The sequence below is a fragment of the Selenomonas sp. FC4001 genome (assembly GCF_000701565.1).
In the GTDB taxonomy this organism is placed as follows: domain Bacteria; phylum Bacillota; class Negativicutes; order Selenomonadales; family Selenomonadaceae; genus Selenomonas_A; species Selenomonas_A ruminantium_B.
Genome location: NZ_KL370793.1, coordinates 471,959 through 493,251 on the forward strand (window position 1 = coordinate 471,959; position 21,293 = coordinate 493,251).

The following is a 21,293-nucleotide window of genomic DNA, read 5'->3' on the forward strand; positions in this document are numbered from 1 at the left end:
AAAAGCCCGGTGGCTGAAAAATTCTTCAACCACCGGGCGTCTTAGTATATAAATGTTACTTCATTGTAATGCGTCCAAGCTCAATCCCCTGCAGCCCATTTTTCTGCAAATACTCCACAAAAATGCTTTCCAGCGGTCCAAAGTCACCTTTCATCTGTGCGCCCTTCAGCATATCATAACCATCGCCTCCGGCCGCGGTGAAATCATTAAGCGCCAACGTATAGATTTTACTCTCCTCTAACGGCTGTTCCTGCACCTTGATTTCACTTACACGCTTACCTGCAGGTGCCTTGGTATCTACCGTAAAGGTCATGCCGCTGACATCCAAAAAGCCACCAAAAGTCGCCGGCAGATACTGCACGGATAATTCCAGCATGGACTTGAGCGTTTTGCCGTCCACCGCCAAAGTTATCACCCGATTGTTAAACGGGAAAATATTCAGCACGTCACCCTTGGTAATCTTTCCTGCGGGAAGGCTGGTACGCAGGCCACCGCCATTGACCACAGCTGCATCCGCGCCCGTTGCCTGCCGCAGAGCATCCGCAGTAAGGTTGCCCAGTTCCGACTCCTGCGTACGCACAATCTCCCGCGCACCGTTAAGTTCCCGCGGACTTTCAGCCACTACGGTTTCGGTTTCCATTTTCACCTGCGTATTGATTTCCTGCAAAGCCTGCGCTACACCTTCATCCGGCTTTTGCGCCAGTTTTTCTACGCCCTGACGATTTAACAAGGAAGCATGTACCTTATGCAGTTTATGGTCTTTTACCACCAGTTCCACTTTGCCCAGGGCATGACCATGCCAACCGGTCTGACAAATCAACGTCTTACCCACCTTCATACCTTTGGGCAGGCTCGTATGACTGTGGCCGTCAATGATGACATCAAAGCCCGGCACCGCCTTAACAATCTGGTCCGTAGTCACCACTGAGCTCTTATCAATCCCGATATGCACAAGGCCGATTACCACATCATGCGTTGCCCGCAGCTTCGGCACCAGTTCTTTGGCCACCGCAATAGGGTCAGCAAAAGCAACCTCTTTTACATTGAACGGGTTGGTCTTATAGGCAGTTTCCGGCGTAGTCAGTCCCACCACCGCTACCTTGACGCCATTAAACTCATAGCTCTTATAAGGGCGGAAGACATACTGCTTCTGCTCCTTATCCATGAGGTTTGCACTCAGCACAGGAAAATTCAACATACTGGCCAGTTCCACCAGCCGCTGGCTGCCAAAGTTAAAATCATGATTTCCCGGTGTCATGGCATCATAGCCGGACAGATTCATCAGCATGGCCATATTGCTGCCCCGGCTGAGGTTGATTAACGTCACACCATGAAAGGTATCTCCGGCATCGAGCACCAGCGAATCCGCATCGGCACCCTTCTGGCTCCAAATTGCACCGGCCAGCCAGTCCATACCAATGGTCTTGCCTTCATCATCCGTACTCTGCACACGAGCATGCATATCATTGGTATGGAGCACCGTGATATGCACCCCATCCTTCTGCACCGATGCATAGGCCGGCAACGGCAAAGCCAGCACCATGCCCAGCAATGCTGCCGCTAATTTCTTTTTCCAGTTAAACATTTAATCCTCGCTCCTTTTGCGCACTTTTTCCACCACATAGGCGTAAGGGGCCGTCCTGCTATGGTTGAGCAGGCGGTAACAGCCCACCGTATAATCCTGCTTCACCAATGCAGACAGATAATCCTCCAACATTGCCGCTTCCTGTTCCCCTGCTTCATGGCCGGGATAAACCACCAGCACGCAGACACCATTTAGGCTCAATTTCGCCAGCACCTGCCTGAGCGCTTCCCTGGTACTTTCAACCTGGGTGGTAACATTATGCCCCTCGCCCGGCAGATACCCCAGATTGAACATGGCCAGGTCAATATCTTCCGCCACAACACAATCAAGCTCCGCATGACTGCGCAGCACATACACAATCCTCTGCGCATAAGCTGCCGTCTTCATCCGGGTATTATCCAGCGCCGCCTGCTGAATATCAAAGGCATAAATTTTTGCCTCATCACCAGTATGCTCGGCCAAAAACAACGTATCGTTGCCATTGCCCGCCGTAGCATCTACCACCACTTTAGCCTTAGCCAAAGCTGGTAATATTGCCGCCTTAACCAAATTCAGCACATTGCTGACTGTTTGCACATACCTCACCGTCCTTTCCCTCACCTCTCCTATTCTAACAAAAAATAACAATTCCGCAACTACATTAAAGCGTAAGGATTAAAAATTGAGATTGCGTTTTGGATTTAAGCCTTAGTTATTAACCATATAGTTATTATGCATTAAGCCCGGCGGGGACATTGCCTGTCAGTAGCGTATGGTGCTTAGCGTAAAAAACGATTTTTGCCTACCGCAATATTATCGGTAAAAATCTACTGTCTGAGCAGAGCGAGTTTTGATTTTTACAGATACTTAATTGAAAGGCAAAAATCGTTTTTAGCTAAATACCATAGCGAATGACAGGCAATGTCCCTGCCGGGCGTCAATCACCACGAAACCGATGGTGCATACTATTCATTTTTCTCTTCCAGCAAAGGCTTCAAAAACTTCCCTGTATAGGATGCAGAAACTTTGACGATATCTTCCGGCCGCCCCGCAGCCACAATAGTACCGCCCTTATCGCCGCCTTCCGGCCCCAAATCGATAATATAATCTGCCGTCTTAATCACATCGAGATTATGCTCAATGACCACGACTGTATCGCCACCATCCACCAGCCGCTGCAAAATGCCTAGCAGCTTATGAATATCCGCTGAATGCAGACCTGTAGTCGGTTCATCCAAAATATAAAGCGTCTTGCCCGTACTGCGGCGCGACAGTTCCGTAGCCAATTTTACGCGCTGTGCCTCACCGCCGGACAATGTAGTTGCCGGCTGGCCCAGCTTGATATAGCCTAAGCCCACATCCTGAATCACCTGCAGCTTGCGGGCAATCTTCGGCACATTGGCAAAGAACACCACCGCTTCATCAATCGTCATATCGAGCACATCGGCAATGGTCTTGCCCTTGTAGCGGACTTCGAGCGTTTCACGATTATACCGCGCTCCCTTGCAGACCTCGCAGGGCACATAGACATCCGGCAGAAAGTGCATTTCAATCTTCAAAATGCCGTCTCCCTTACAAGCCTCACAGCGGCCGCCCTTGACGTTAAAGCTGAACCGCCCAGCCTTATACCCGCGCACTTTGGACTCACTGGTCTGACTGAACAACTCCCGAATCGCATCAAAAACGCCGGTATAAGTGGCCGGATTGGAACGCGGCGTGCGACCAATGGGCTGCTGGTCGATATCGATAATCTTGTCGATATGCTCCAAGCCCTTGATTTTCTTATGTTTGCCCGGCTTGCCCTTGGCATGGTAGAGCCGCGAAGCAATGCCCTTATAGAGAATCTCGTTGACGAGTGTACTCTTGCCCGAACCGGACACGCCCGTTACGAGCGTCAAGGTTCCCAACGGGAACTTCACATTGATATCCTTGAGATTGTTTTCCGCAGCCCCTACAACTTCCAAGCATTTGCCATTGCCCGGACGTCGGCGGGCAGGAACGGGAATAAATTTCTTGCGGGAAAGGTACTGCCCCGTCACCGATTCGGGCACCTGCATGATTTCCTGCGCCGTCCCCTGCGCAACGACCTGACCGCCATGTTCACCGGCGCCCGGACCGATATCAATGATATGGTCAGCGGCATACATCGTGTCTTCATCATGTTCGACGACAAGCAGGGTATTGCCCAAATCCCGCAGATTTTTAAGGGTTTCGAGCAGGCGGTTGTTGTCCCGCTGATGCAGGCCGATACTTGGCTCGTCGAGTACATAGAGCACGCCTTGCAACCCCGAGCCAATCTGCGTAGCCAAACGGATGCGCTGGGCCTCGCCGCCGGAGAGCGTACCTGCCGCCCGCGACAACGTCAGATAATCCAAACCGACATTTAAGAGGAAGTTCAGCCGCGCATGGATTTCCTTCAAAATCTGTTTGGCAATCTTGGCCTCCCGCGGCGTCAATTCCAAATTCTGGAAAAAATTCTCGGCCTCCCGGATATTCATATCTGTCACTTCATGGATATTCTTGCCGCCGACCAGAACCGACAACGTTTCCGGCTTTAAGCGCGCACCATGACAGGCCGAGCAGGGAATCTCGGTCATGTAGTTTTCATAGGACTCCCGCATTTCGTCGGAATCCGTTTCGTGGTAACGACGGGCCAGCAGGGGCATAACGCCCTCAAATTCCACATTATATTCCTTGTTTTCACCGAACATATTGGTGTAATGGAAGCGGAATTTTTCGTCTTTGGAACCGTAGAGCAGTACCTTCTGCGTCTTTTTGTCCATATCCTTCCAGGACGTATCGAGGTCATAGCCATAATCCTTGAGCACAGCGCCCATAGCACACATGGCATAGGAATGGACATTCTTGGACAGCGGCGCAAAGACACCGCTGCCCACCGACAGCTTCGGGTCGGGAATCACAAGTTCCTCGTCAAATTCCATATGGCTGCCCAACCCCATACACACCGGGCAGGCCCCAAACGGACTGTTAAAAGAAAACATGCGCGGCGTGATTTCCGGCAGGCTGATGCCGCAGTCCACGCAGGCGAAGTTCTCGCTGAACATCAGCGTCTCGCCGTCCACCACCTGCACATAGACCACACCTTCGCCCAGTTTGAGCGCGGTTTCAAGGGAATCAGCCAGCCGCTGGTCCATGCCATCGCGCACCACCAAACGGTCAATCACGACTTCAATGGTATGTTTCTTGTTCTTCTCCAAATTGATATCATCGTTGATATCGAAGATTTCCCCATCAATGCGCACCCGCACATAGCCTTCATGGCGGATATGGTCGAGAATCTTGCGGTGCTCGCCCTTCTTGCCCCGCACGACCTGTGCCATGATGAGCAGCTTCGTGCGCTCGGGCAAATCTTTTATCTGGTCCACCATCTGGTCCACCGTCTGCTGGGTAATGGGCTTGCCGCACTTGGGACAGTGAGGCCTTCCCGCCCGGGCAAAGAGCAGGCGCAGATAGTCATAGATTTCCGTGACCGTGCCCACCGTCGAGCGCGGATTATGGCTCGTGGTCTTCTGGTCAATGGAAATCGCCGGCGAAAGTCCGTCAATATTATCCACATCCGGCTTATCCATCTGCCCCAAAAACTGACGGGCATAGGAGGACAGCGACTCCACATAGCGCCGCTGACCTTCCGCATAGACCGTATCAAAGGCCAGCGAGGACTTCCCTGAACCAGACAGGCCGGTAACGACCACTAATTTATCCCGCGGGATATCCACATTGATGTTTTTTAAGTTATGGGCACGAGCGCCCTTTATTTTGATAAATTGTTCCATTATATTACCTCTTTATTATCAGTATACGATATGATTACTGATTCAATAAACAAGAAAGAATAGAACACGGAGCATCATAATCATCAAATGCAACCATGAATGGATTCTCTCTACCTTGCTTATAAATCAGCAAACCAGCTTCTCCATTTTGAATACTGACAAGTTTTTTCAGATCAAAAGAGAATTGCGTATTCCCCAAATATCCAATTCTCATATTGGTGATATAAAAAATCCCCTTATCGCTTGTGTCATAGCTTTCTACAGTTTTTCTTGAAACATTCATACTTCCGACACGATATTTCAGTCCCTTGCAAATTTGTATACTTCCAACAGGCCCAGAAAAATAAGCCCCAACAGTTTTCTTACGTTTCTTTACATTTATAGCGCTATGAGCATAATACAATTTCTCCCCATTCTTATATACAATAGAAAGAGGTATTTCATTTTTATCAAATTCATATGGCGTGCCCTGTTGAGCCATCAAAATCAAACATTTTTTCAACGCTAACTTAAGAGTTTCCTGTTCCTCGTTTTCTCCCAAACGAAAGCTCTTAATCAAATTGACTAGTTCCTCCATATCTCTTGCAGAAATACCGTTTAGTCTTTCCATAAACGATTCTATCCCTTGTGCGAATTTTAACTTTCCTCTTTTGATTTCTAAACCTGACATATTATTTTGTTCTGCAAAATACATTGCTTTACTCAATGCAATACTCGCATCATGCTTTTGAACCAGCTCATTAAAAAGAATATTTTGAAAATCATTTACTAACTTATCGTTTGCAAAGAGTCCAAATATATTATCCAAAAACATACTACAGACCTCCTTATTTATTCATTTTCTTCTTTTCTTCCATTAGTCAGAGCTTCTACATATCCCGCTGTAATTATCCCTGATGGTAGTGCCACAACAGCAATACCAAACATAGACGAAATCATCGTTATGATTCTTCCCGCTGTAGTTACCGGATAAATATCACCATATCCAACTGTAGTTAGTGAAACTGTTGCCCAATAAATCGCATCAAAAAATGTTTCAAAGGAATCCGCTTCTATATTAAAAATAAGTAAAGCAGATATTAAAATATAGCCCACTGCCAAAAAGAACACTGTTAATAATGGCCTCTTGGAAATTTGAATAACTCTAGCAAGTATTTTTATTTCCTTAGAATATCTAAAAAGCTTAAATACACGAATAACACGAAATGCTCTGCATACACGGAACAACTTAAACCCATTATTCAAGGAACTAATTGTCGGTAGTATCGAAAGAAGGTCTATTATCGCCCAAAGTGTGAATGGATATTTTATAAATGTAGTTACCGACTTTTTATTCATCTTAAAGTCGGCCGTTCCCCATCTCAATATATAATCAGTAATAAACAAAGCTGTTGTAAATGCATCTGTGTAATCAAAGAAAACAGGTGGCTGTTTAAATGCAATCGGGATAATACTCACTATAATCGACAATATCATTATTTTATCATAGATTATGCTGATTTTATCATTAGGACTTGCTACCTCTATTATTTCATATAACCTTTTTCTCATATCATAATTTCCCTTTAACTGATATATATTCCTCGACATCTAACTCATCGCATTTATTTCGAGATAATGATATTCGACATTATTATCAAAAATCCTGCTAACAATAGGCATTTATCTATATCTCTTACCTTGACAAATTAAAGGAGTTGTCTGGCTCTTTTACCAGTCAACTCCTTTCCGCTGTCATGCCGCCGATTCATAATCCACAATAAAAATTTTGCTTGCAATTTTTTCCAGATGTTCCAGCAAGTCATCAATTTTTTCCATAACAGAAGCTGAATACACTACCTCGCCGCACTGTTCACACTTCCAACATGGTACATTTTCAACAATGACATAGCAACCGTTCAACTTGGCAAAGTAACTGTCCACAGCCGGATGCATAGTTCCAGATTTACACATTAAGCAATTCATATATCAATCACACCTTTCTAGTTTTCAAATCATCTTCCCATTTTTCTTTATCAGGATAATAGGCCGTGATAATTCTACTGCAATTACCTTCATCACTCATAACCACATGTATAGTCTGCATCTTTACCGACAAACCCATTATCAGACAACTTGGATATGGGTAGTCATCCGGATATTGTTCGATGATTTCCCCATTGTTGACCGCTTGCCTTATGTCTTTCGCCTGTATTCCCCTTTGACGAAATCGCTCTGCCGCATGCGCGGTAACAAAAACCATATCAGCTTGATAATAAGCTTGTAATTTTTTTATCTCTATCAATGATTATCTCCCCTATATTTTATCATTAGCCCTTTACCTTTGGCAATGTTCCATCAAGTTCCAGTATCATATCGCGTAGCTCTGCCGCCCGCTCAAATTCCATAGCACGGGAGGCCTGCTGCATTTCCCGCAGCAGCGTCTTGACGAGATTTTCCTTGTCCTTCTTGGAGAGTTTTTTCTTCTTCTTGCCATTCTCCGCAGTATAACTTGCCGCCGATTCCGCAACCAGCGTGGTTTCAATCAACGGTTTAATCGGCTTGATAATCGTCTTGGGCACGATGCCGTGCTCCTTGTTGTAGGCCTGCTGGATTTCCCGGCGGCGTTCCGTCTCATCCATGGCCCGCTTCATGGAATCCGTTATCCGGTCTGCATACATAATGACCCGACCATTAGCATTGCGAGCGGCACGGCCGATAATCTGAATCAGCGACGTATCAGAACGCAGGAAACCTTCCTTATCCGCATCCAGTATGGCAATCAAAGACACCTCCGGCATATCCAGACCTTCACGCAAGAGATTGATACCCACCAGCACATCAAATTCCCCGGCCCGCAAATCGTGAATGATTTCCGCCCGCTCAATGGTCGCAATATCGGAATGCAGATAGCGCACCTTTACACCTGCCTCTTTCAGAAAATCCGTGAGATTTTCCGCCATCTTCTTGGTTAGGGTCGTGACGAGCACACGCTCATTGCGCTCAATGCGCAGACGGATTTCCGACAGCAAATCATCAATCTGTCCCTCCAATGGCCGCACTTCGATTTCCGGGTCAATGAGTCCCGTCGGACGGATAACCTGCTGGGCCACCTGCTGGGCCTGTTCCTTTTCGTACTTGCCCGGCGTAGCCGACACATAGATAATCTGATTGATGCGGGCCGCAAATTCCTCAAAGGTCAGCGGCCGGTTGTCAAAAGCTGACGGCAGTCGGAAGCCATTTTCCACCAAGGACACCTTGCGGCTTCTGTCCCCGGCATACATGGCATGCACTTGGGGCAGGGTCACATGGGACTCGTCCACCACAATCAGGAAATCTTCGGGAAAGTAATCGAGCAGAGTATAAGGCGCTTCGCCCGCCTTGCGGTGCGTCAAATGACGGGAGTAGTTTTCAATGCCCGAACAGTAGCCCATTTCCTGCATCATTTCCAAATCGTAGTTGGTGCGCTGTTCAATGCGCTGAGCTTCGAGCAATTTGCCATTTTCGCGAAACATCTTAAGCTGCACCTCGAGCTCATCGCGGATATCCTGCATGGCAATCTTCATATCCTCGTCTTCGGTGACATAATGGGACGCAGGAAAGACCATCAGATGGGTGCGCTCGCCATAGACTTCCCCTGTCACCACATCGAACTCCACCATGCGGTCAATCTCATCACCGAAGAGTTCAATGCGTACCGCCCGGTTATTGTAGCCTGCGGGGAACACTTCGATAACATCGCCCCGCACGCGGAAGCGACCGCGCTCAAAGGCAATGTCATTGCGCTCATAGCGAATCTGCACCAGCTTGTGCAAAATATCCTCCCGCGGCACCTCCTGCCCCTTGTGCAGGGACAGGACCATTTCATGGTAGCTTTCCGGCGAACCCAGACCATAGATACAGGACACAGACGCGACAATAATCACATCCCGCCGCTCGAACAGCGAGCAGGTAGCCGAGTGACGCAGTTCATCAATCTCATCATTGATGGACGAATCCTTTTCGATATAGGTGTCCGTAGAAGCAATATAGGCCTCCGGCTGATAGTAGTCATAGTAGCTGACAAAATAGCCCACATAATTTTCCGGGAAGAAGGCCTTGAACTCACTGGCCAGCTGTGCCGCCAATGTCTTGTTATGCGCAATGACCAGTGTGGGCTTCTGCACCTTCTCAATGACCTTGGCAATGGTATAGGTTTTGCCGGTGCCCGTCGCGCCTAAAAGCACCTGCGCCTGCTGGCCGTTTTCGATGCCTGCCGCCAAATCCTCAATGGCTTTTGGCTGGTCGCCCATGGGCTCGAAGGGAGCCACTACCTTGAAGGGTATTTCTTTATCAAACTGCATCGTATTTAATTTCGGCACCATAGCCATAGTCCATCCTCCCTGCTGATTTTCTTGGATTCTTTCATTATAACGCAAAGATTAAAAGGGCTCAATGGAATTCCATTGAGCCTCAGTCATTTTCTCTTTTCGCCAGCCTCACACTTCGTTGGCCGTGAGGATGCACTCTACCTTGATATCCTTATTCTTGTTCAAGTCGATGAATTCACCCTTTTCCGTCTGCACCACAGGCAGGGAACGCACACGACTTTCATCGAGATAAACAATCTGGCCCTTCTCGCCATTGCTTAAGCGCACCCAGTTGCCATTCAGGGCATGGCAGAGATGCTTGATGAAGAGTACACCGTATTCCGTATCCAGCTTGCCATCCAAAATATCATCATAAAGGGTGGCAAACACATCAAAGGGAGAACGGCGTTTGGCAAAGACACGGTCGCTGGCCATGGCATCATACATATCCAAAATGGCCAGAATCCTGCCGAAGCGGGAAATGGTTTCCTTCTTAAGCTGCAGCGGATACCCGGAACCATCGCAGCGTTCATGATGCTGCAGGATGCCCTGCATGATATCCTGATTGGCATTCAGCGTGGTTCCTGCCAGCAGGTCATGACCATACTGGGAATGACGCTTGACCTGTTCAAACTCCTCATCGGTAAGTTTGCCCTGCTTCTCCAGCACTTCTTTCGGCACCTGCATCTTGCCGATATCGAGGAACAGACCGGCAATGACCAAATTGTACTGGTCGAGCACCGACCAGCCCAGCCAGCGCCCCATAAGCCCGGCCAGAATCCCTACATGGAGACAGTGATGCACCAGATAAGAGCCTTCCTGTCCCATATTGTGAATCTGTGACACCGCCTTGGCACCATCGCAAAGCTCGTTAAAATTCTTCTCATCCATGATGCGCTGCAAAGCATTGGCACTGAACTCGCCCCGCTGCACCAGCCCATCAAAGATAACTTCCAACTGCTGATAAACCCACTCATAGCAGTTGAGGTAATCATCATCCAGCAAGTTTTCCTTGCTCGGAACTCCCACCACAGGGTCCTCTTCTTCCACATACACGGAAAAAATCGGCCTGTCCAGCAGCCCGTAAATCATTTCCTTCGTCAATGTGGTTCCCGTACTGATGAGGGCATTTCCCTGTTCATCCACAATATCCCGGCCGACAACCATGCCAGCCCGCAAGCCTTCCACTGCATATACCTTCAACACTCGTCCTCATCCTCTCCCACTAAAATCCGATTCTATCGGTATTTTCTTCTTCGATTATAGCGCATTCCCTGCCGTATTGCCACAAAAATATTTAGGCAGCGGGATTTTGTCCTAATATTTTGCGGGCACCTTAGCATAATAGATGTGTAATGGACGAAATAAGCCCGGGGGCTGATGATACTTTTCCGTCGCATTAGGCAAGCCTGCATAAGCAAAGGAAAAGTATTATCAGCCCCCGGGCGTCTTATCCAATCAGATGTAAACCAACACCTGAGTCTTATTTATTGTCGCTGACAACCTTGCGCACAACTTCAGCCACATGGTCAACCGTAAAGCCGAACTTCTCGAAGAGCACAGCTGCCGGAGCGGAAGCGCCGAAGCCTTCCATGGAAACCGTTGCACCATCCAGGCCAACGTATTTGCCCCAGCCGAAGTCGCTGAGAGCTTCCACAGCTACGCGGGCACGAACCTTCTTGGGCAGGATGCTTTCCTTGTAGTCAGCACTCTGCTGTTCGAAGAGGTCCATGCAGGGCATGGAAACAACGCGGACATCCACGCCTTCACCAGCCAGTTTAGCCTGCGTATCAACAGCCAGAGAAACTTCGGAGCCGGAAGCGATGATGATGCCGTCCATCTTGGCAGCATCTTTTGCTTCGGATACCACATAAGCACCCTTGAGGGCTTCCTTGGAGGAACCGGCCAGCTGCGGCAGGTTCTGACGGGTCAGTACCAGAGCCGTCGGCGTCTTTTCGCTGGTCACAGCCAGGTACCAGCCAGCTGCCGTTTCCGTGGCATCTGCCGGACGGAATACGTTGATGTTCGGCTGGGAGCGGAGCATAGCCAGCTGTTCAATCGGTTCATGCGTCGGGCCGTCTTCGCCAACGCCGATGGAGTCATGCGTGAGAACATAGGTCACAGGCAGGCCCATCAGCGCAGCCAGACGTGCCATCGGTTTGATGTAATCGCTGAACACGAAGAAGGTTGCTACATAGTTGCGCAGGCCGCCATGGAGGGTGATACCGTTAGCCATAGCTGCCATAGCCAGTTCACGCACACCGAAGTGCAGGTTGCGGCCAGCATAGTTAGCCTTGGAGAAATCACCGGCATCCTTCATGTCCGTCTTATTGGACGGAGCCAGGTCAGCACTGCCGCCAAAGAGGTTCGGCAGAATATCCTTGAGGCGGTTAATCATCGTGCCGGAAACAGCTCGCGTAGCCTGTGCCTTGTCTTCATAAGCCCAGAAGCTTTCATCGTTCAGCAGAGCCTGAGCGTCAACCGGTGCATGGAACTTATCCCATTTTGCCTTGAGTTCCGGGAACTTAGCGCAGTAATCTGCAAAGAGCTTATTCCAGGCAGCTTCTGCTTCTGCACCCTTAGCAGCCTTTTCCTGATAATGGTCATAAACATTCTGCGGAATGTTGAAGGTTGCTTCCGGTTCCGGCCAGCCCAGGTTTTCCTTGAGGGCCTTGACGTTGTCTACGCCGAGCGGTTCGCCATGAGCGCTGGCCTTGCCCTGCTTAGCCGGGCAGCCGTAGCCAATCTGGGTCTTAACGGTGATGAAGGACGGATGTTCCTTATCTGCCTTGGCAGCTTCGATAGCCTTACCGATAGCATCGAGGTCCGTGCCATCTTCAACCGTCAGCGTCTGGAAACCGAAAGCCTGCATGCGTTTTTCCACATTTTCCGTGAAGGCGATATCCGTGCTGCCTTCGATGGAAATGTTGTTGGAATCGTAGAGGATGATGAGTTTGGAGAGACCCAGCGTGCCTGCCAGAGAGAACGCTTCGGAGGAGATACCTTCCATCATGCAGCCGTCGCCGCCCAGGGCGAAGGTATAATGGTCAACTACATCGTAACCGGGCTGATTGAATTCAGCAGCCAAATGTGCCTCTGCCATAGCCATACCAACGGCCATACCCATGCCTGCACCGAGGGGGCCAGTGGTAGCTTCTACACCGATCGTATGACCGTACTCCGGATGACCCGGCGTAAGCGAACCATCCTGACGGAAGTTCTTCATGTCATCCATGGTCAGACCATAACCGAAGAAGTGCAGCAGAGAATACAGCAGCGTAGAACCATGACCACCGGACAGAATGAAACGGTCGCGGTTAGCCCACTGGGGGTTCTTCGGATTATGGTTCATATGGTTAGCCCAGAGCTCATAAGCCATGGGAGCACTGCCGAGCGGCAGGCCGGGATGACCGGAATTTGCTTTCTGAACAGCGTCAGCTGCCAGAACGCGGATAGCATTTACACAAGTGGTATCGATGTTACTCAATGTGTATCTCTCCTTACCTGAAAAAAGATTCTTTTACATACAAACACCATTCTACAAAAAAAAATGGGAAATGTACAGACCCTTTGCGCATTTCCCATTAATTTCTTTTATAATATTTTAACAAACGATTATTGATAATTACGTTTTCAAAAAACGAAACTTAGAAGTTCCGCAAATCCGGGCGTAATTCCTGTGCTTTGCCCATATAAACATGCTGGATATCTGCCTGCTTGATGTCTGTATCGACCAGCAAAAGTACACGGATGCAGCGCTCCATGGATTCATCCACCTCCGGCACGCGAGTGTCAAACAGAGGCACTTTATCGAAACCATCCATCTGGCGTGCTCCCGTTGCAGGGAAACCAGCCGTCAGGTCGCTGGTGGAACTGAAAATGCAAGCCCCAATATCCTCCGGCTTCACCTTGTTGCGCCGCAAAATCTGTGACAACAGCATCTTAGCCGCCTGCCAAATCTCTTCCTTTTTGTTTTCACCTACGACAATCGCGCCGCGAATACCTCTCATAAGTCATTCCTCCTATGCTCCCTTATGAATTTCCCAAATAATTCTTAGACTGAGTACAAATGCTATCAAATATCCTAAAAAGCCCAATAGAGGGATTTCCATGATTTTCGGTGTCATCTGGGTGGTACAGATGGTACTGGAACCCAGCAGCAACGCTGCCACCAGCACCGCAAGTATCACCTTGTTAATCATACGGTCGAGATGCCGCAAAGGTTCTTCCGAACCGGTCACATCGAGATTCACCTTGGTCTGGCCGCTCATAGTCATCTTGAGGATATCGGAAATCTGCTCCGGCAGCTGGGCTGATTTTTTGAGCAGCATCAAGCCCTCCTGCTTGGCCTTTTCGATTTCGTCCTTCCAGTCAAAATTCTTCTTGTAATCCACTGCCAGGCTCCGGGCAAAAATCTCCACAAAACTGACCTTGGGGCAACAGAGACGCATGACCCCTTCGACCGTCAGCACGCCCCGCGCAAACATGGAGAGTCCCTGCGGACAGGCGATTTTATGCACCCGCATGAGGTTCATAATCTGACGGGTCAGAACACCCATCTGGAGTTCGCTGAAATCCAGACTGCTGTACTGGGCCAGCATAGCATCAATATCCTGATAAAGAGCCGTATGGTTGATTTTCCCCTTGGCAATCCCTAGTGAGAGCACCGCGGCCTTCATCTCGAAGGTATCGTGATGGGCCAGCGAATACACTGCCTTGCGGATAGCCGCCCGGTCACGGCCGGAAAGCCTGCCCATCATACCCAAGTCCAGCCAGACAATGCGGCCATTGCGAATCCAGATATTGCCGGGATGCGGGTCAGCATGGAAGAAACCGTCCTCGATAATCTGCCGCACGTAATTTTCCCCCAAGCGGCGGCCCAGGGTATTGATATCATAGCCCCGTTCCTTGAGCTTGGCAAAGTCATCAATGCAGATACCGTCCACATACTCCATGACCAGGATATGCTGCATGGATAGATTGCGGAACACCCGGGGACATGTCACATAGTCCACATCCCGATTGAGGTGGGAAAATTCTTCAATATGGTCAGCCTCCATGAGGAAGTCCATTTCCTGTTTGGCAATGGTCCACATCTCATCGAGCACCATATTGAAGTCGATAACATCCTGAGAACGGCTGACCACCTTGAGCAGTGTAGCCGCCCGCTTCAAGAGGACGATATCCTTGCTCATGATTTCGTAGATTCCCGGCCGCTGCACCTTCACCACTACTTTTTCGCCTGTGGTGAGCACTGCCCGGTGAACCTGGGCAATGCTGGCAGAACCAATGGCTTCCTCGTCAATAAAGGAGAACACCTGATTCCAGCGGCGGTTGTATTCCCGCTCAATAACCTCCACCACGGTGGAAAAAGGCATGGGCTTGGCCTCAGTCTGCAGCTTCATCAGCTCATCGCAGTACTCCGGCGGCAAAAAGTCCGGACGCATGCTCATGACCTGCCCCAGCTTCACATAAGTCGGCCCCAGGTCCTCAAGAATCTGCCGCAGCTTTTCGGGGGTTACCCCCTTGACCACATCCCGCTTCCGCAGGACCGCCACCATTTCCTTCAACCGGTTGGCGGTACCGGCATCTTCACTTTTCTTAAAGAATTGTCCCAGCATAGCACTGGCTCCTTTAGTCGTAGATCTGATTGTATGTTGCTTACTTCTTGCCGTATTTCTCTGCTAACTGCTGTTTTACCGTTTCATTAGCCAGGAAGTCATCATAAGTCGTTACACGGTCTACCACACCATCCGGGGTAATGTCGATAATGCGGTTGGCAATGGTCTGCACGAACTCATGGTCATGGGATACGAACAGCGCCGTGCCGCCGAAAGCGATAAGGCCGTTGTTAAGTGCGGTAATGGATTCCAAATCCAGATGGTTGGTGGGCTCGTCCATCAGCAGGACATTAGCGCCGGAGAGCATCATCTTGGACAGCATGCAGCGTACGCGCTCACCACCGGAAAGTACCGATGCTTTCTTGAGGCTTTCCTCACCAGAGAACAGCATACGGCCTAAGAAGCCGCGCACAAAGGTTTCATCCGGATCCTTGGAATACTGACGCAGCCAGTCTACCAGCGACAGGGACACGCCGTCAAAATAAGCGGAGTTATCTGCCGGCAGATAAGCCTGCGTAGTCGTTACGCCCCACTTGAACGTACCTTCATCCGGTTCTTCCTCGCCCATGAGAATCTTAAAGAGCATGGTCTTACCAATGCTGTTCGGGCCAACGAAAGCCACCTTATCACCGCGCTTCAGCGTGAAGCTGACATTCTTGAGCACCTGCTCGCCGTCAACGGTCTTGGAGATACCGTCCACCTGCAGGAGCTGGTCGCCTGCTTCGCGGTCCGGCGTAAAGGCAATGTAGGGATAGCGGCGGGAAGACGGCTTGATGTCTTCGACCTTGATTTTATCGAGCAGCTTCTTACGGCTGGTAGCCTGCTTGGATTTAGCAGCATTAGCCGCAAAGCGGGCGATAAAGTTCTGCAGTTCCTTGATTTTTTCCTCGGCCTTCTTGTTCTGCTCCTTCTGCAGCTGCAGGGCCAGCTGGCTGGACTGATACCAGAAGTCATAGTTACCGGCATAGAGCTGAATGGCGCCGAAGTCCACATCGCAGATATAGGTGCAGACCTGATTGAGGAAGTGACGGTCATGGGATACCACGATAACGGTATTTTCAAAACCAGCCAGGAAGTCTTCGAGCCAGTTGATGCTTTCTACGTCCAAATGGTTGGTCGGCTCGTCCAACAGCAGGATATCCGGATTGCCAAAGAGTGCCTGTGCCAGAAGTACACGCACCTTTTCCTTGGCCGTGAGGTCTGCCATCTTCATGGTGTGTTCCTCTTCGGGAATGCCCAGACCATTTAAGAGGCGGGCCGCTTCGGATTCTGCATCCCAGCCGTTGAGTTCCGCAAATTCAGCTTCGAGTTCCGAAGCCTTCATGCCGTCTTCTTCCGAGAAATCCGGCTTAGCATAGAGGGCATCTTTTTCCTCCATGATTTCCACCAGACGCTTATGCCCCATGATAACCGTGCGCAGCACTTCGTAATCATCAAAGGCATAATGGTCCTGCTGCAATACAGCCAGGCGCTCACCCGGGGTAATTTCGATATTGCCGCCGGTCGGTTCAATTTCCCCGGACAACAGCTTCAAGAAAGTGGATTTACCGGCACCATTGGCACCGATAATGCCGTAGCAGTTCCCCGGCGTGAATTTCAAGTTTACGTCCTTGTACAGGACACGCTTGCCGAACTGTAAGCTTACATTGTTTGTCGTAATCATAAAGTATTAATTATCCTCTCTATACCAAACTTATTTCGATAACATTTCCCGGAACATGCTCATAATGCTCTGGCCATAAGAATAGCCCGGCACAGCCCAACGGCCATTCAAATCAGTCCAGCTGTTCAGGGTCTGCGCACCATAGGAGCTGCGCACGAGTCCATAGCGGGGGTCAACCACCGGCTCGCTTGGTTTGCGGGTGGAAGCATAGGCCAGCAGATGCTGAATCTGGGCACGCACCCCCATCTGGGCAGAGCTGAAATATGCGCCCTTCACATCACTGCTGGTGGTTCCTAAGCCGCAGTAATTGTTCTGGTCAGGCGTTACCGTACCGCCGTAACGGAAAAAGCCCGTTTCCTTCAATGCCTGCGCAAAGGCCACATCCGGACGAATCCCTTCCCGGGCTCCTTCCTCATAGTAGTAGGAAACAAGTTCCTTGGGCGATACGGAAATATCCGGCTGGGGGTTGACACTCAGAAGGTATTTTACGCACTGTTCCTGACTGGCCAGTGGCGTACCGATAATGGCATCATCATAGGCCGACATGGTCTGTGGCACCCGAAAACCCGTTTCCTGCTTCTCCACAGGAGGATGCAGAATGACCGCAATACGATCCTCAAGGCTCTGCTTCCCGCGTTCCACGGTGCGGGTGCTGCTGCCTCCCATTTTGAGTTTGTGATTGGTATCCACTTTGGTTTCCATTTCCGGATTCATAGCCAGATGACGAGCCTCTGTATAATGTGGCAGCGCCAATGCCAGACTGCCAGCAAAAAAGCCAGCCATAACCACTCTTGAACAACGGTTAAAAATCACGAACAGTACACTCCTTAACTTACTCAAAACATACTTCCATAGCTATAATAAAGGGCAAAAATGCCACTTATTAACCAGACTATTTTCGTCACCTGCCGGGCCTTGCCTGCCATGGTCATAAACAAAGCATAGCCAATAACAGCACTGCCTAAAGCCGTGGCAAAATTCCCGGTCAAAGGCAAAAGCAAAGCCATGACACAGACGGACAGGATTTCTGCCCGTCTGTCCTCTTCCGCTTGCGATAACGGACAGGACTTTACAGTTTCCAGCAACAGCCAAAAGCCGCTGCCCACCAACACAGGCACCACCATGGCCGGAAAATCGGCGATAGCCACAATTACCGGTTCACAGAAGATAGCCAGTGCAAAAACAGCTCCGGCTGCCAGTACCGCCCGCCGACTGTTTTCCGCTTCAGCCTTGGCCGCCGAAGCCGGTGACGCCACCAAAGGCGAACTCCCACACAGAACGCCCAGCACTCCGAGGGCAAAGAGTTTTTTTATGCCCACAGCTGTCTCTTTCTCCCGGCAAAATGCCTGCAAAGTGCTCCCATGAATAACACTTAGCATAACCGTCAGGCTCAGCACCGTAATCCAGAAAAACACTGTATCCTGACTGCTCGCAGCCGCAAAATCCAGCTGGCCTAGTACCTTATCCAGACCTGCCGGCAGAAAAAACGGCGCAGCAGGAATCACCCAAAAGCCTTCGCCGAAGGTAACCAGTCCCGTAACAGCCATGCCAGCAAACAGAGCAATGCGCCAGCCTGCGGCAATCAGTGCCACCGTCAGCACGATTCCCGCCATGCTCCAAAACATCAGCGGGTCAGCGGCATCCCCGAGCATGGTCACCTGCCAGGAAGAAGTGATGACGATGCGCCCCAGCTTGAGCCCCAGACTGATGATAAAGACAGCCAGCGCGAGCTGAATTCCCCAGGAAAAAATTTGCGGCCAGCCCCTGCGCAGAGCAGAACCCGCAAAATGCCACAATGCCCAGCCCAGCAAAGACGCCAAAGCGCAGCTTCCCAGAACCGTCTGCCATCCCAAGCCATGCGAAACAGCGGCGATAAATACCAGATAGCCTGTCACCGTCAAGGACGGCGTCAGCACCAAATCATAGCCGCCATGCGCCAGCCACAATGTTCCCGCCAGAGACAGCAATACGCTGACGGTAAAGCTGGCGGCAAAATCCATGCCGGCCAGCTGCCACATGAAGGCGGTTGCCGTAAAAGCCGCCAAGGATGACATCGCCATGGTTGCCCCCGCGAAAATATCCCGGCTAAACTTCATAAACGGCTCACCCTCCACATAGTATATCAATCCTATTTTACCACAGGAAAGAGAAAAATGACAGTTTCACCATATCTTTTTCATAAATTCTGCCCCCATTCGTGCTATACTAAACATAACTTCATTAAATCTTGTCTGGGAGGAATTCCTTTGTCAAATACGAAATCCTTGAACGTGGTAAAACTCGGCGCATTAGCTGCTATTATTTTGCTCTTTGTCATCATCCATCTGCTGAATCCTGCCTTCCTGCCGCATATGTGCGGCCTGCTGGCCCGAGGTGATATTCAGGAGACTGCCAGCTACATTGCCTCGTTTGGTTCCGGAGCAGTGGTGTTCAGCTTTTTGCTGACCCTCTTTGTCAATGCGCTGGGCTTTCCGCCCGCCATTATCTTTTCCACCGCCAACACTTTGATTTTCGGCATCGGCTGGGGAATCTTTCTGTCGGTAGTGGCCGAGACTGTCGGCGTGGCCTTTAGCTTTATCCTGCTGCGCTTTTTCTTCCGGGAAGCGGCAGAAAAAATCATCAACCGTCACAAGACCTTGTCCGATCTTGACAAGTACAGTGGCAGCCGTGGCTTTGTCGTCATGCTCATCGCCCGCATGGTTCCCTATCTTCCCTCGGTGATGCTCAACGCCATCGGCGCTCTGTCCGCCATGAAGTTCCGGGATTATGTCATCGCCTCCTTCGTGGGCAAATTTCCCTCCACAGGTATCGAAGCCATCATCGGCCACGATGCCATTACCCATCAGGAGGACCCCACGCGGATGATTGTCGTGATTATCTTTGCCATCGTTCTTATCGTCGGTGCCTGGCTCTATGAACGCCACGAACAGAGAAAGAAGTGATTACTTTGCAGCTTTCACGCCGTAGGTTTCTTTTTTTAACTGGGAAAATCATTCTCCTGTTAGGTCTTGGCGGCTTCTTCCCCCGACTGGCTGCTGCCGCTAACTTTTCGCTGCCCATTGAAGCACTGCGCCAGTTAATCACCAGCGACCCCCGCACGTCCCGCACCATCATGTGGCAGAGCAAGACGCCGCTCGAGGACTGCCGCCTGCAATATCAGGCTGACGGAGCGCCTAGCCAAAGCCTGCCCGTCGCCATGGAGAGCCTGACCGAAGACCGCGTTACCAATTATTATTACACCGTTTACCTGCAGCGCCTGACGCCGGGAACAACTTACCATTACCGCATTTGGCAGGGGAACGTGGCCACACCTTGGCTGGAATTTATCACAGCACCGGCAGAGATTACGGATTTTTCCGCGCTGATTTTCTGCGATTCCCAATGCGGGCAGACTTACGCCGGTTGGGGCGAAAACTTCCGCACCGCATGGCAGCGTCATCCGGAAGCTCATTTCTTTACCATTAACGGCGATATCGTAGACAATGGCCAGCAGGAATGGCAATGGCAGAATTTCTTCGCCGCTGTCGCAGATGCTCTGCCCGGCCATCTCTTTGTTCCAGTGATGGGCAACCACGAATGTTACAGCCTGATTTGGAAATTCTGCCGCCCGCGCCGCTATGAACTCAGCTATAACCTGCCTGCCAACGGCACTCCGGAGCTGCAGAATTATTATTACTCCTACGATTACGGCCCCGTACATTTCATCGTGCTGAATACCCAGATGCTGGAACTTCAAGACCTTCATCCGGATTTGCTCGAAAAACAAAAAGCCTGGCTGCGCCAGGATGTAAAAGATCACCCGGCCCGCTGGCGGGTGGTACTCATGCACAAGGATGTGCTGGCCTATGATGAATACCAGCAAGGCTCCAGAACCATGATGAGCCTCAGCGATGTTGGCTACGCCTTTATGCCCCTCTTCGACAAGCTCAACATCGACTTAGTGCTGACCGGTCATATGCACACCTACCGCAATCGCGGTCATATCTACCAGCTGGAGCCAGCCGACAAGGGTCCCGTCTACATCATGAGCGGTCCCATTGGCAACCAGCAGTACAACGTCCCCGCCGACAAGAATTTTGACAAGTCAGCCATCTACCAGCCCACCCCCAACAACTACCTGCTGCTCACCGCCAGCCAGGAAAAGCTGACCGTCACCTGCTACACCATAGCAGGTGAACATGTGGAAACCACTGAAATCGTTCATGCCTAAGCCATCTTAAACAAAACTAAGCCCGGTGGCTGATAATACTTTCCCGTCGCGTTAGGCAAGCCTGCATAAGCAGAGGGAAAGTATTATCAGCCACCGGGCGTCTTTTCTTTTTA

At 50.2% G+C, this 21,293-nt stretch carries 17 protein-coding genes; 2 read left to right on the top strand and 15 right to left on the bottom strand.

Annotated elements, in window-relative coordinates:
* Positions 1-55: 55 nt before the first annotated feature.
* The 15 genes from T320_RS11910 to T320_RS11980 all read right to left on the bottom strand — a co-directional run bounded on the left by T320_RS11910 (position 56) and on the right by T320_RS11980 (position 19,066).
* Complete coding sequence (locus T320_RS11910; RefSeq protein ID WP_037356656.1) at positions 56-1,585, bottom strand: bifunctional metallophosphatase/5'-nucleotidase; 1,530 nt, start codon at positions 1,583-1,585, stop codon at positions 56-58.
* A complete protein-coding gene (locus tag T320_RS11915; protein ID WP_037356124.1) occupies positions 1,586-2,161 on the bottom strand; it encodes a tRNA 5-(aminomethyl)-2-thiouridylate-methyltransferase MnmM in 576 nt (191 codons plus the stop codon).
* Positions 2,162-2,529: 368 nt separating this feature from the next.
* Entirely contained in the window at positions 2,530-5,358 is a 2,829-nt protein-coding gene (gene uvrA / locus T320_RS11920) for an excinuclease ABC subunit UvrA (protein ID WP_037356127.1), read from the bottom strand.
* A 34-nt stretch (positions 5,359-5,392) separates the two neighbouring features.
* Positions 5,393-6,172 (bottom strand): hypothetical protein, encoded by a 780-nt coding sequence (locus T320_RS11925; RefSeq protein ID WP_037356129.1) that lies wholly within the window; start codon positions 6,170-6,172, stop codon positions 5,393-5,395.
* A gap of 17 nt (positions 6,173-6,189) precedes the next feature.
* Entirely contained in the window at positions 6,190-6,909 is a 720-nt protein-coding gene (locus T320_RS11930; RefSeq protein ID WP_037356132.1) for an ion transporter, read from the bottom strand.
* Between the two features lie 183 nt (positions 6,910-7,092).
* Positions 7,093-7,323 (bottom strand): type II toxin-antitoxin system MqsA family antitoxin, encoded by a 231-nt coding sequence (locus T320_RS11935; RefSeq protein ID WP_037356135.1) that lies wholly within the window; start codon positions 7,321-7,323, stop codon positions 7,093-7,095.
* 7 nt (positions 7,324-7,330) lie between these two features.
* Positions 7,331-7,642, bottom strand: a complete 312-nt coding sequence (locus T320_RS11940) for a DUF4258 domain-containing protein (protein ID WP_037356138.1) — start codon at positions 7,640-7,642, stop codon at positions 7,331-7,333.
* Between the two features lie 25 nt (positions 7,643-7,667).
* The gene (uvrB, locus tag T320_RS11945; protein WP_037356140.1) at positions 7,668-9,707 is read right to left on the bottom strand and encodes an excinuclease ABC subunit UvrB; all 2,040 of its coding nucleotides are present in this window, start codon (positions 9,705-9,707) and stop codon (positions 7,668-7,670) included.
* 108 nt (positions 9,708-9,815) lie between these two features.
* Entirely contained in the window at positions 9,816-10,892 is a 1,077-nt protein-coding gene (locus T320_RS11950; protein ID WP_037356143.1) for an HD-GYP domain-containing protein, read from the bottom strand.
* Positions 10,893-11,169: 277 nt separating this feature from the next.
* On the bottom strand, positions 11,170-13,173 hold the full coding sequence (gene tkt, locus T320_RS11955; RefSeq protein ID WP_037356145.1) for a transketolase: 2,004 nt from the start codon (positions 13,171-13,173) through the stop codon (positions 11,170-11,172).
* A gap of 160 nt (positions 13,174-13,333) precedes the next feature.
* A complete protein-coding gene (aroH, locus tag T320_RS11960) occupies positions 13,334-13,696 on the bottom strand; it encodes a chorismate mutase (RefSeq protein WP_026761208.1) in 363 nt (120 codons plus the stop codon).
* A gap of 12 nt (positions 13,697-13,708) precedes the next feature.
* Complete coding sequence (locus T320_RS11965; protein WP_026761209.1) at positions 13,709-15,307, bottom strand: ABC1 kinase family protein; 1,599 nt, start codon at positions 15,305-15,307, stop codon at positions 13,709-13,711.
* Positions 15,308-15,347: 40 nt separating this feature from the next.
* Positions 15,348-16,970, bottom strand: coding sequence for an ABC-F family ATP-binding cassette domain-containing protein (locus tag T320_RS11970; RefSeq protein ID WP_026761210.1), 1,623 nt, complete (start codon positions 16,968-16,970; stop codon positions 15,348-15,350).
* A 30-nt stretch (positions 16,971-17,000) separates the two neighbouring features.
* Positions 17,001-17,753 carry a glucosaminidase domain-containing protein gene (locus T320_RS11975; protein ID WP_051608817.1) on the bottom strand — a complete coding sequence of 251 codons (753 nt, stop codon included), beginning with the start codon at positions 17,751-17,753 and terminating at the stop codon, positions 17,001-17,003.
* A gap of 53 nt (positions 17,754-17,806) precedes the next feature.
* A complete protein-coding gene (locus T320_RS11980; protein ID WP_037356151.1) occupies positions 17,807-19,066 on the bottom strand; it encodes a hypothetical protein in 1,260 nt (419 codons plus the stop codon).
* Between the two features lie 150 nt (positions 19,067-19,216).
* Between T320_RS11980 and T320_RS11985 the strand changes: the two genes are divergently transcribed.
* Together T320_RS11985 and T320_RS11990 are read left to right on the top strand one after the other, a co-directional pair.
* The gene (locus T320_RS11985; protein WP_037356155.1) at positions 19,217-19,912 is read left to right on the top strand and encodes a TVP38/TMEM64 family protein; all 696 of its coding nucleotides are present in this window, start codon (positions 19,217-19,219) and stop codon (positions 19,910-19,912) included.
* A gap of 5 nt (positions 19,913-19,917) precedes the next feature.
* Positions 19,918-21,180, top strand: coding sequence for a purple acid phosphatase family protein (locus T320_RS11990; RefSeq protein ID WP_051608771.1), 1,263 nt, complete (start codon positions 19,918-19,920; stop codon positions 21,178-21,180).
* Positions 21,181-21,293 lie beyond the last annotated feature (113 nt).